13 protein-coding genes and 1 pseudogene are annotated in these 10,874 nt (G+C 72.5%); 2 read left to right on the plus strand and 12 right to left on the minus strand.

Annotated features, from left to right (window positions below; genetic code table 11):
- On the minus strand, window positions 1-360 hold a 360-nt coding region (locus tag ACFXGA_RS09810), incomplete at its 3' end, for a hypothetical protein (RefSeq protein WP_378086090.1).
- Between ACFXGA_RS09810 and ACFXGA_RS09815 the strand changes: the two genes are divergently transcribed.
- The gene (locus ACFXGA_RS09815; RefSeq protein ID WP_378086092.1) at window positions 359-601 is read left to right on the plus strand and encodes an acyl carrier protein; all 243 of its coding nucleotides are present in this window, start codon (window positions 359-361) and stop codon (window positions 599-601) included. The two genes, ACFXGA_RS09810 and ACFXGA_RS09815, sit on opposite strands and share 2 nt — an antisense overlap.
- Window positions 602-642: 41 nt before the next feature.
- On the opposite strand, the gene ACFXGA_RS09820 is transcribed toward ACFXGA_RS09815, so the two are convergent.
- From ACFXGA_RS09820 to ACFXGA_RS09835, 4 genes and pseudogenes are all read right to left on the minus strand, one after another.
- Entirely contained in the window at window positions 643-903 is a 261-nt protein-coding gene (locus tag ACFXGA_RS09820) for a metal-sensitive transcriptional regulator (RefSeq protein WP_378086231.1), read from the minus strand.
- Window positions 904-1,224: 321 nt separating this feature from the next.
- Window positions 1,225-1,482, minus strand: a pseudogene (locus ACFXGA_RS09825) (TSUP family transporter); the annotation flags it as partial.
- Between the two features lie 555 nt (window positions 1,483-2,037).
- Window positions 2,038-3,426, minus strand: a complete 1,389-nt coding sequence (locus tag ACFXGA_RS09830) for a rhodanese-like domain-containing protein (RefSeq protein WP_378086094.1) — start codon at window positions 3,424-3,426, stop codon at window positions 2,038-2,040.
- Complete coding sequence (locus tag ACFXGA_RS09835; protein ID WP_378086096.1) at window positions 3,423-3,758, minus strand: rhodanese-like domain-containing protein; 336 nt, start codon at window positions 3,756-3,758, stop codon at window positions 3,423-3,425. The genes ACFXGA_RS09830 and ACFXGA_RS09835 overlap by 4 nt, the downstream gene beginning before the upstream one ends.
- Before the next feature lie 361 nt (window positions 3,759-4,119).
- Between ACFXGA_RS09835 and ACFXGA_RS09840 the strand changes: the two genes are divergently transcribed.
- Complete coding sequence (locus tag ACFXGA_RS09840; RefSeq protein WP_378086098.1) at window positions 4,120-4,440, plus strand: hypothetical protein; 321 nt, start codon at window positions 4,120-4,122, stop codon at window positions 4,438-4,440.
- 463 nt (window positions 4,441-4,903) lie between these two features.
- Here ACFXGA_RS09840 and ACFXGA_RS09845 read toward each other — a convergent pair whose 3' ends face one another.
- The 7 genes from ACFXGA_RS09845 to ACFXGA_RS09875 all read right to left on the minus strand — a co-directional run bounded on the left by ACFXGA_RS09845 (window position 4,904) and on the right by ACFXGA_RS09875 (window position 10,667).
- Window positions 4,904-5,398 (minus strand): Gmad2 immunoglobulin-like domain-containing protein, encoded by a 495-nt coding sequence (locus ACFXGA_RS09845; RefSeq protein ID WP_378086100.1) that lies wholly within the window; start codon window positions 5,396-5,398, stop codon window positions 4,904-4,906.
- Window positions 5,399-5,450: 52 nt separating this feature from the next.
- The gene (locus tag ACFXGA_RS09850; protein ID WP_378086233.1) at window positions 5,451-5,840 is read right to left on the minus strand and encodes a DUF6069 family protein; all 390 of its coding nucleotides are present in this window, start codon (window positions 5,838-5,840) and stop codon (window positions 5,451-5,453) included.
- 257 nt (window positions 5,841-6,097) lie between these two features.
- Window positions 6,098-6,367: a DUF1876 domain-containing protein gene (locus ACFXGA_RS09855; protein WP_378086102.1), complete on the minus strand. Its 270-nt coding sequence runs from the start codon at window positions 6,365-6,367 to the stop codon at window positions 6,098-6,100.
- Between the two features lie 239 nt (window positions 6,368-6,606).
- Complete coding sequence (locus ACFXGA_RS09860; RefSeq protein WP_378086104.1) at window positions 6,607-7,272, minus strand: hypothetical protein; 666 nt, start codon at window positions 7,270-7,272, stop codon at window positions 6,607-6,609.
- A 70-nt stretch (window positions 7,273-7,342) separates the two neighbouring features.
- A complete protein-coding gene (locus tag ACFXGA_RS09865) occupies window positions 7,343-8,671 on the minus strand; it encodes a nicotinate phosphoribosyltransferase (protein ID WP_378086106.1) in 1,329 nt (442 codons plus the stop codon).
- An 88-nt stretch (window positions 8,672-8,759) separates the two neighbouring features.
- Entirely contained in the window at window positions 8,760-9,446 is a 687-nt protein-coding gene (locus ACFXGA_RS09870; protein WP_378086108.1) for a CBS domain-containing protein, read from the minus strand.
- A gap of 87 nt (window positions 9,447-9,533) precedes the next feature.
- A complete protein-coding gene (locus ACFXGA_RS09875; protein WP_378086110.1) occupies window positions 9,534-10,667 on the minus strand; it encodes a hypothetical protein in 1,134 nt (377 codons plus the stop codon).
- Window positions 10,668-10,874 lie beyond the last annotated feature (207 nt).

Genomic DNA, 10,874 nt, shown 5'->3' on the forward strand with positions numbered 1-10,874 from the left:
CGGGTTCCAGTCCGCGGTCGTGCTGACCCGTCCGGACCGGCGATGACCGCCGTGGTGACCGGCCTGGGCGTGATCGCACCCAGCGGTGTCGGCGTTGGCGAGGTGCCGGGCGACCAGGTGCCGGTCACCACGGCCGCGATCGGTATGCGGGCAGTACCCGGTGCGGTCGTGCTCGATGTCGCCACCACCGTGCCGGCCGTGGAGCACGGCCGTGCCACCGACCCCGGGCGTCGGCCAGACCTGGTTACCGGAACGTGCCGCGAGGCCGACTCCCGTACGGCTCTGTTCCGGAGCCGGCACGGCGGCGATTCGACGCTCGCGCTCCGACGCCCGAGATCCCTCACAGGAGGCAACCGACATGGACTCGAACCTTTCCCCGGCTGACCTGGCGGCCCTGATCAGCCGGTGCACCGGCGTCGTCGTGACCGCCGAGGACGTCACCGACCCGCGGCGCACCTTCGACGACCTCGGCGTCGACTCGCTCGGCCTCATGGGGGTCCTGGCGGAGCTGCAACGCAACCACGGCATGCCGCGCGACGTGGACATGCAGGCGGATCGGTCACCGCGAGAGCTGTTGTCAGCGCTGACGGAGAGGACGTGAGCAGTCGTCCACGCCGCCTCCCGGACGGGTTCACCAGCGGGTCAGGCGAGGGAGAGGAAGAGCTTCTCCAGTCGGGCGCGGTCGAGGACGTCGCCGTCCTCGCCGGCGGCGATGCACTGCTCCAGTCCGGTGGCGATGATGGCGAAACCGGCCTTGTCCAAGGCGCGGGAGACGGCTGCCAGCTGCGTGACGACGTCCTCGCAGTCCCGTCCGGCCTCCAGCATCCGGATCACACCTGCGAGTTGGCCCTCCGCACGGCGCAGCCGCTTGATCACGTCACCGACGACCCGGGTGTTCTCCAGTTGCACGTCCTCATCCTCCCCTGCCACCGAGTGATACCCCCTGGGGTACTGCTGGTACAGCGTCGTTCGGCCCGCCGGCATTCCGAAGGCCATGGCCGCGGCTTCACCGTTCAGCGGTCGCCACCGCCCGCTTGGCCCGATGTGCCGCAGTGGGCACCGCGGTACGAGTCCCAGGCACGTCCCGATCACGAGACCGACCCCTGCCACCACGAGGAGCGCGGGGACGCGGAGCGGGTCCGGCGCCTGCTGGGCCAGGACGAAGGCTCCCCTGACGAGCAGGAACCAGCCGAAGCCCCGGCGCAGCGCGTCCCCGCGGATCCGGGGCGCCAGCCGCCCGCCCACGGCGGCGGCCGTGACCGCCCCGGTGATCGCCCAGTCGATCGGCACCGCGCCCAGGTAACCGGCCAGGCCCGCGGTCGACTTCACGCCGACGACCACGAGCGAGGAGGCGATGGCCTCCTTGGTGTCCATTCCGGCCACGTACCCGAGCAGCGGCACCATCGAGATCAATCCGCCGCCGCCGAGCAGACCCAGCACGATCCCGACGACGACGGCCGGCGCGACGGTCAGCACCGGCACGGTTCACCGGTCCCGGGAGGAGCCGGTGGTCGGCGGGGCACCGCGGTCGCGACGACGTCGGTTCCCGGGCATCCTCTCCGGCGCCATGTCCAGGGCGCAGGTCGGCGACGACCGGCCCACCGCCGACGAAGCCCGCCACCCGGGTCGCGCCGGGCACGACCACGTCGGCGACCACCGCCGTGAGCACCAGCGCGCCCGCCGCGAAGTGGACCTGGCGCTCCAGGTCCCATACCTGCCGACCCCGGTTGAGCAGCCCGCCCGCTCGCAGGCGGCGATGCCGCTCACGAGCGCCTCGCCGTGGCCGAGACCTGCGCCGGCCGGCACTTGCCGTGCCCGGCCCGCGCGCCGACCCGACAGGCGGACGAGGACGACGTCCCGGTCGCGCAGCGGAACAGCCCGCCCAACCGGTGACGGAGCTGGTCCAGCGGCACGTCATCGCACCGGGAATGTGCTTGCTCCGAAATGCGCAGGTGATCGAACGTCGATCAGGCACGGTGCGGACGCTTCGTCGGCGAGGGCGTTCCCGCAGCGAGGACGCGTCGACGGTGGGCCTCGTCACGCGTGGACCTCCCGGTCAGGGCGTGGCGGCGTCGTGAGGGGGACGCCGGCCGCGCCGGCGTTGTCGAAGGAGTCGTCGATCGCGACGACGTCGACACCTCGGGCGTCGAGCAGTGCGGCCACGACGCCGGCGCGGTAGCCGCCGGCGCAGTGCACCCAGACCGGACCGACCGGGATCTCGTCGAGGCGGTCGAGCACCTCGTGGATGGGGATGTGCGCGGACCCGGTGATGTGCCGTTCCACGCGTTCCTGTTCGCGGCGGACGTCGAGGACGGCGGTCCTCGGGTCGCGGGCGAGTTCGGCGGCGAGGTCGCCGAACGAGGCGGTGGCGTAGCGGCGCAGCGGCTCACCTCCCGCCCAGTCCCCGGGACCGCCGGTGGCCATCGCGGCCGGGCGGTCGATGCCGATGCGGACGAGTTCGCGTTGGGCCTCGGCGACGTCTTCGGCGGTCTCGCCGAGCAGCGTCACGGGCGTGCCCCGGGGGAGGAGCCATCCGAGGTAGGTGACGAACGGCCCGTCGAGGCCGAAGTTCACCGTGCCCGCGACGTGACCCGACGCGAACACCGTCCGGCTGCGCAGGTCGACGACCCATTCGCCGTCCCGGATGCGGCGGCGCAGCTCGGTCGGGTCGGTCTCGGCGGCCGGTGAGAGGTCCGGCGCGCCCGGTCCGGCGGAGTTCGCCGGGGCCATGTGCGCGTAGTACGCCGGGTAGGCGTCGAGCCCGGCGAGCAGCTCCTCGACGTAGGTTTCGAGATCCCTGGTCAGCGCAGGGTTCGTCCGCTTCTCCCCACCGATCGTGCCGGCCGTCGCGTCGGACTGCGTGGCCGAGCAGAAACTGCCGAACCCGTGCGTCGGGTAGACGGCGGTCTCGTCGGGGAGCTCGTGCGCCAGTCGTCGGGCCGAGTGCCACTGGGCGTGTGCCAGCACGTCGGTCTGGTCGGGGCCCAGCAGGTCCGGGCGACCGGTGGAGCCGTACAGCAGCGAACCGCCGGTGAAGACCGCGATCGGGTTTCCGTCCTCCGACAGGGCGAAGGACAGGTGGGTGTGGGTGTGACCGGGTGTGAGCAGGACCTCGACCCGCATCCGGTCGCCGACGTCGACCACGTCGCCGTCGCGCAAGCCGTCCCTTTCGAAGGACACCGGGTCGTCGGCGTTGAGCAGGTACTTCGCACCGACCGCGCGAGCCAGGTCGTAACCGCCGGTGACGTAGTCGTTGTGGACGTGGGACTCGAAGACGTGGGTGATCCGGACCCCTGCGGCGCGCGCGAGGCCGAGCACCCGGTCGTAGTCGCGCTGTGGGTCGACCACCAGCGCGACCTCGCCGTCGTGGGCCAGGTAGCTGCGGTCTCCGAGGCTCGGTGTGTCGATGGGCAGGACGGTGATCACGGGTTGTCCTTCCCCCGGGCCGTTGAGGTCTCGACAGGACGGCCGGACGCGATCCAAGCGTCGGTGCCGCCGAGCACGTTGACGGCGTCGACGCCGACCGCGCCCAGCAGACTCGCGGCCCGGGCGCTGCGACCGCCGGTCTGGCAGATGACGAAGACGGGCCGATCCTCGGGCAGTTCCCCCACACGGGTGGGCAAGACGCTCAACGGCACGTTGTGGGCACCGGGAACGTGCCCCTGTCGGTACTCGGTCGCGTCGCGGACGTCCACGACGAAGACGTCCTCTTCCGCGAGGCGGGCGGCGAAGGCGTTGTGGTCGATCTGTCGTTCCATGGTTGCTCCTACGTCTTATACCCCTAGGGGTATCTGATCCCACCGTACGCCGATCACCGACATGCCCCGGGGGGTATCTGTTCACGGTGCGGCGAGGGCGATCGACGCGTGCGCTGGATGTGCCCGCGTGGTCGATCCGCACGACGGCCGGTCAGGCCCGGAGGCCGCTCCCGGCCACGGCGGGGCACCGGTGCCGTCGAGCGCCTCGCAACCGTCGGTGCGGTCGCCGCGCGGGCCGCCGACGACCGGGGGAGAATGGCCCTCCGGCTGTCGCCGCGCCAGGAGGGACGTCATGCGGACGAGACCGGCACGTCGTGCGGACTTGCGCGGTGCGGCCACGCAGGTGGTCGGTCGTGTCCTGGTGCTCGCGTCGCTGCCGGTCGCCTGTTCGTCCCCGGTCACTCCACCCGCCACCACCACCGCGCAGAGCTCCGCGACGTCGAGTTCCGATCCCGCGATCCAGCCGGTCGTGACGGTGCGGGGCACGGTGCGAGAAGGGGCTGAAACGGGATGCCTCGTGCTGGACGCGGGCGAGCGGCGGTACCTCCTGCTCGACGGCGATCCGCGCGAACTCCCCATCGGCGCCGAGGTGGTCGTGCGCGGCCGGCCCGCGCCAGGCGGCGTCACGACCTGCCAGGAAGGGGTTCCGTTCCACGTCGTCGCGGTGACGCCCACGCCGTAGGGACGGTGGCGAAGCGCGATGCGCGCACCTGCCGAGGCCGGCACGACGCTCAGGCCGAGGGCGGTGACGGTCCGTCGTGTGCGCCATCGTCGATGCGCACCCGGCCTAGGCGAGCTCGCGCGACCACGTCACGCGCCTACGCCGACGAGCTGCGCACCGCGATGGACTACAGCGTCCGCGCGGTAACCGGTCCCTGCGGTCGAGTGGGCGGCCCGGTCGGTGCCGGGAGCCAAGGAGTCCCGGCCGCCGACGACCACATGGGGGGACGGGCGAGAACCACGCGTCGCCGCGGACCTGCGGCCGGGCGGGTCGGGAACCCTCGGACGGGCGGACCTGGGCCGTGCGGGGGCCGGCGATCAACGCGTTGGCCTGGACGTCGTGCCCGGGCGTCCGGTGGGCCGGTCGCCGCGGTGATGGCCACCAGGCCGGGTTGAACCGCGACGGTGGCCATCCCGCGGCACGCTCAGTCGCCCTGTGGCACCCGGATGACGTCCCCGGGGTGGATGACGTTCGGATCGGTGATCGTGGCCGGGTTGGCCGAGACCAGGCGGTGGTACAGGTTGCCCGCGCCGTAGTAGCGGACGGCGAGCCCCCACAACGTCTCACCCGGCGCGACGATGTGCCGCAGGTAGGCGCGATAGCCTGGAACGATCTTGGATCCGAGGACCACCGGCACGACCAGCTTGTCCAGCTCCTCACCGTCCTTGGGGGACGTGTGGTAGACCTCCACGAACAGCCGGCTGAGCTTGAAAGCCGCTCCCGACACGTCCGCCGTGATCTGGAACTGGCTGTGACCTCCCATGCCGTCACCGGCCATGAAGAAGCCCACCACCTCGTCGTGGCCTTCGTGCACGCGGTAGTTGAAATTCGCCTCGAACGCACCGCCCGCCACTCCGGCCACCTGGATCAGGTCGTCCACGAGGTCGTAGGCCCTCGGCTGCTGCACGTCGATCGACATGGTCACACCTCATCTCTTCACCGGCCGTCCTGTCCGGCCTTCGTGTCCGGGCTCAGTCGCGGGATCGGCGGGCGACCTCGTCCAAGGCGACGGCGATCCCGACACCGACCGCCCCGTTGACCACGGCGGTCGCCACTTGGCTGCCGGCGTCGACGCCCAGGCCCAGCGGCTGCACGACGGCGATGGCGGTCATCAGCAGCACGATCCAGGTGGAGAACCGGACCGCATGGGGCGTGGCGGCCGACAGCACCTCCAGCAGGCCGGTGGCGGCGAGCGCGCACACCGCCGCGACCAGTGGGTAGGTGAGCCCGTCCGCGGGTCCCCACGCCTGCGTGGTCTTCGGCGCCAGGAGGATGACGTCGAACAGGCCCCGGGCGACCAGGAAGCCTGCGACGGCGATCAACCCGGCGATCAGTGCCGTCGCGGCACCGCCTGTCCACAGGCGCCTCGCGGAGTACGAGCACGCCGGCTCGCCGTTCTGAGCCGGGGAACCCCGTCCGACGCGTCGGGCCGGATCGTCCGACTCGGCCGGACGGTCCGGATAACCGCTCCCGCGGTCCGCCGCGGCTTCCTCGGTCGGTGCCCGGCGGAGCGTCGACCCGATCATGCCCGTCGTGGGTCGTCCCGCTCGACGCCGGCCGCCCACCGGCCCGCCGGGTGGTCGATCGCCGTCATCACGGCGGGGCTCCCGGTCGGTGTTCACCGGACCAGGTGCGCCGGCCTGTGGGTGACGTCCTCGATGTCGCCCGCAGCGGTGTCGAGGAGTTGGTGTGCGAGGTCGGACAGGGCCCGTGCGGTGGCCAGTTCGTCGCCGATCTCGGGGATGTTGGTGTCGGCGGGGTTGAGCCGCGCGGTGCCGACACCGACCAGGTGGGTGTCGTCACGCGTGCGCAGGCGGGCCTTGGCCCTGGTCTTGTCGTCGTGCTCGTCGATGGTGACGTCGACGCGCCACTGCTTGGTCTCGGACATCTCGGTTACCTCCACTCGGGTGCGGCAGGTTCGTGATCTCGGCGTCACGCCGTCGACCTGGTGTTCGACCGGTGCCGCAGGTCTGTTCCCGAGCGGTCCGGTACCGGCGTGGGCGGGAGCCGGAGGATGTCCAGCGCGGACGTCATGTCCGCCCCCTCCGGTTCCGTGCTCTTGAGCCTGCTCCCCGACCACGCCTGCCGCACAGGGACCTTCGACCCGCGCGTGTCGGGATTCGGCCTTCACTTTGGTTCGTTGCGCACGTCGACCCCGCCGAACAGGGCCGTCGCGTTCACCCGGAGCACGGGCGCGTCCGGGGCGAGCGCCGCCGCCTCGCGGTCGGTGTTGTCGTCGTAGCCGCCGAAGATCGGCAACCCGCCCAGCGACACGCGCCACCCCCTCGGCACGAGCACCTCGACGCCGCCGAACAGCGCGAAGGCGTCCACATCGGCCTCGTGGTCGACATGGGCGTCGCGCAGGTCGAGCGTGGCGCCGCCGAAGACCGCGGACACCGACGTGCGCGTCAGGTGCTCGGCCCGGTTGCGCACCTTGGTGCCGCCGAACAGCGCTACCCGGGCGTCGCTCTCCCCGTGCCCGACGGTGCGGCGCCCGCGCAGGCCGGCCAGGACGGCCGCGCCCACGACGACGAGCAGCACCGGCCACAGGATGTTGCCCGTGGTCCACTCCTGCCGATCAGCCAGCAGGACGAGCCCGATCACCGCGACGACGGCGGGGCCGAGCGACACGTGCCTCTGCGCGAGCGCCGCGGCGGCGCCCAGACCGATGACGGCGACGGGCCACCAGGCGTTCAGCAGGTCACCTGTTCCGGTGACGCCCAGTGCGTTGAGGACGCCGAGCCCACCGGCGACGACGAGCACGACCCCGATCCACGTGCGCACGGGTTTCATGACCGCACCTCCTTCGTTCTCCCATCTCAGACGATGGGCTCGTGGCGGTGCCCGGACGAGGGACTTGCGGTCACGATCGGCCGGGCAGTTGGTCCCGCAGCGATGTCCGGACCTCGTCGGTGAGCGTCGCCAGCCTGTCGGTCGTGCGGACGGTCACCGGTTCGGGTCGGGCCAGGCGGCAGGCTGCGGCGGGCAGCCACTCCAGGTCGGCGTGGAACCGCGAGCGGGCATCCAGGACGGACTGGTGCGCGCTGCGCCGCGGACCGAGGCGCGCACCGCCGGCCATGACCGGCACGAGGAGCGGCTCTCTGCCGGGCGGTACGGCCTCGTCGTGCAGGCCGAGCAGGTCACCGTCACGAGGGTCACCGCGGAAGACCTGCTTGCGGCCGGGTGCGGTCACCTTGCCCGCCGACAGCTTCATCACCGGTCGGCCGCCGTACTCGACGAGCTTGTAGGCGCTGTCCAACGAGGGTGCGTCGGCCGACACGCCCATGCGCGTGCCGACCCCGAAGACGTCGATGGGCGCGCCGCGCGCGACCAGTTCGGCGATCCGGTACTCGTCCAGTCCGCCGCCGGCGACGATGCGCGCTCGGGGGAGCCCGGTCGCGTCGAGCACCTCGCGGGCGCGCCGGGACAGCGCGAGGAGGTCCCCGGAATCGAGCCGCACCCCGACCGGACGGGTCACGTCGACCGCGTGGCGCACGCCCGTCTCCGTGTCGTAGGTGTCCACGAGCAGCACGGCGTCATCGGGGAAGTCGTCGGCGAACGCGCGGAACGCCGCCCGCTCGTCCGGGAACGCCTCCACGTAGGAGTGCGCCATCGTCCCGGTCACCGTCAGCCCGTAACGGCGTGCGGCCTCCACGTAGCTCGTGCCCTCGAACCCGACGACGGCCGATGCCCGCGCGACCGCCGCCGCCGCTTCCAACCCGTGCGTCCGACGGGCCGCGAAGTCGACCAGAGCCGCCGTTCCGGCCGCCACGCGGCACCGGGCGGCCTTCGACGCCACCGCGGTCTGGAACGTCACGAAGTTCAGCAATGCGGTTTCGACGAGCTGTGCCTCCGCGATCGGCGCGGTCACCTCCAGCACGGGTTCGCCGGCGAACACCACGCGCCCCTCCGGCACCGCGCGCACGTCACCGGTGAACCGCAGCCCTCGAAGGGCGGTGGTCGCCGACCGGTCCAGGCCCACTTCCCGGCCGAGGTAGGCCAACTCGTCTTCGGTGAAGCCGAACCGGTCGAGGAAGTCGAGACAATCGGCCAGCCCGGTGGCGACCAGGTAGCCGCGGTCGACGGGCAGCCGTCGGACGAACAGGCTGAATGTCGCCTGATCGGTCATCGCGCGGCGCAGGTAGCTCACCGCCATCCGGATCTCGTAGAGATCGGTGCACAGAGCCGTCATCGTGACCGCCGTCCGCTTCGGTCGGGACGGCGGAACGCAAGTCGGTGTCCACGGGTGGTGGGTTCCTGCGATCCTAATGCCGGGCCGCTCATCGGGACCTCGCTCGTCGACCGGTGCGGACTCGGCGGTCGTCCCAGGCGTAGGTCAGCTCGCTCCGCACGTCCACGACACCGGGCATGACGCGGGTCACCCGTTCCGCCGTCACGACATCGCTGCGCCGGTCCAGCATTCCGCGCAGCGTCACGACACCGTGCTCGACGCGGACGTCGACACCGATCGGCTCCAGCCACAGCACGCGCTCGAACACCGTGCGGAGGATCTCCTCGCGGAGGACCTCGTCGTCGATCGTGAACGCCTTGAGCGCGTCGCGGCGGGCGAGCACGCCCACCAGCCGTCCGTCCTGGTCGACCACGAACAACCTGCGCACGCCGGCGGACCGCAACTCGTGGGCCGCCGTGCTGATCGGCGTGCCTGTCGTGGTGGTGACGACCCGTGACGTCATGACGTCCGCGGCGGTGGTGCCCTCGGCCTTGCGCCGGCGGTGCCCCGCGCCAGGACCGGACAGCCACGACCGCCGGGCGTCGTGCGGGTGCTCCTGCTTGGTCAGCAGGTCCGCCTCCGACACCACGCCGACGGGCCTGCCGTCGGCGTCGACGATCGGCACGGCGCTGATGCCGTGCCCGGTCAGCAGGCGCGCCAGGTGCTTGAACGGGGTGTCCGGCTCGGCGGTGACGATCTCGCGGGTCATCAGCGAGGCGACGGTCGGATCACGCATCGGTCCTCCTCGGTCGATCGGGGACGTTCGACAGGTGTGCCGGAGGTGTGGGGGCACCGGGTCGAGGGGCCGCGGAGCCCGCCTTGGTCAGCCCCAGCGAAGGGCTCGAACGTGCCCGTCGGCCGTGTAGCACCAACCGACGACCCTTCCCGCGCCGTCGAGCCCGACGACACCGCCCTGGCCGTTCGGGAACACGCCGAGCCGACTGATCCGGCCGTGCCGGTCCCAGCGCACCGCCAGCGCCTGGCCGGTCACCGTGCCGGCGCCCCCCGCGATGGCCCCGCCGTCGCTGATGTCCACAGCCGACGTGCCGGCCCACCCCGGCAGCGCGTCCAGCGCCGAGGCGTGGTTGTCGCGGTCCCACCGGGTGGCTCGGACGTCCCCGGCCTCCCCCCAGACGTCGCCCACGACGACGTCGGCCCGGTTGACGTCAACGAGGAGGATGTCGGTGTCGTGCGGCGAAAGCGGGGCAATCGCGGTGATCACGCCGGACTCGTCCCACCGCACGGCGGTGCTCACGCCGTTCGTCCACGACCGGCCGATGACCGTGTCCCGGTCGTTCAGCGCTGTAGCGGCGCTCCCTTCGTGGCCGGGCAGGGTGCCGAGGTCGGTGATCCGACCCTCGTGGTCCCACCGCACCGCGCGGCATCCGCCGTTGTCGGCGCAGGAGACGCCGACCGCGACACCGCGGTCGTTGACCGCGAGGGCGTCGCTCTCCACCCGACCGGTCAGGACTCCGAGGTCGGTCACGCGGCCCCGGGCGTCCCACCGGACCGCACGACCGAGTCCTCCGGGGTACCACGCACATCCGACCACGACGCCCGCGTCGTTGACGGCCCGTGCCAGGCTGGTGAGGGCACCGGGCGGCTGGGTCAGCTCGGTCACCCGGCCGAGGTCGTCCCATCGGGCTGCCTGCCCGTGCTCGCCGCCCGTGTCCACGGCCCCGGCCGCCGTGCCGCGGTCGTTGACGGCCGCGATGTGGCTGCTGGTCCTGCCCGGCGGCAGGTCCAGCGCGGAAATCCGCCCGTGCTCGTCCCAGCGGACCGCGCGGAACGGTGGACCGCCGTCGATCCAGGCGGTGCCCACCACGACGCCGGCCTTGTTGACCGCTATCGGGCGACTGTCGGTGAAGCCGGGCAGTGCCGGCAGGACGGCGGGGTCGTCCGCGGTGGCCGCCCCGGCGGGTGCGGTCGACGCCGCCGGGGCCGCCGCTGTGGTCATCGCCGCGTGGAGCGGGCGGGTCGGTCGCGAGTATCCGGGATCTCGTCCCTGCGACATGGTTCACTCCTCTCGTCGCCTGCCAGCCTCGGCCGTGCCGCAGCGGGCGAACAGAGTCGGAGGTCACGTCGTGCCGCGGCCCCGCCGCCGGGGGGGCCACCCCGCGGGGGGGCGCCTAAGAAACTGGGGGAGCGCGCGCCGGGACCCGGG

The organism is Actinosynnema sp. NPDC059335, assembly GCF_042752395.1.
GTDB lineage: Bacteria > Actinomycetota > Actinomycetes > Mycobacteriales > Pseudonocardiaceae > Actinosynnema.

Bases quoted from the DNA above. Each gene is read 5' to 3' on its own strand.
- ACFXGA_RS09835 (WP_378086096.1), bottom strand. From the start codon at position 3,758: ATGGAACGACAGATCGACCACAACGCCTTCGCCGCCCGCCTCGCGGAA.
- ACFXGA_RS09875 (WP_378086110.1), bottom strand. From the start codon at position 10,667: ATGACCACAGCGGCGGCCCCGGCGGCGTCGACCGCACCCGCCGGGGCG.
- ACFXGA_RS09870 (WP_378086108.1), bottom strand. From the start codon at position 9,446: ATGCGTGATCCGACCGTCGCCTCGCTGATGACCCGCGAGATCGTCACC.
- ACFXGA_RS09865 (WP_378086106.1), bottom strand. From the start codon at position 8,671: ATGACGGCTCTGTGCACCGATCTCTACGAGATCCGGATGGCGGTGAGC.
- ACFXGA_RS09815 (WP_378086092.1), top strand. From the start codon at position 359: ATGGACTCGAACCTTTCCCCGGCTGACCTGGCGGCCCTGATCAGCCGG.
- ACFXGA_RS09855 (WP_378086102.1), bottom strand. From the start codon at position 6,367: ATGTCCGAGACCAAGCAGTGGCGCGTCGACGTCACCATCGACGAGCAC.
- ACFXGA_RS09860 (WP_378086104.1), bottom strand. From the start codon at position 7,272: ATGAAACCCGTGCGCACGTGGATCGGGGTCGTGCTCGTCGTCGCCGGT.
- ACFXGA_RS09845 (WP_378086100.1), bottom strand. From the start codon at position 5,398: ATGTCGATCGACGTGCAGCAGCCGAGGGCCTACGACCTCGTGGACGAC.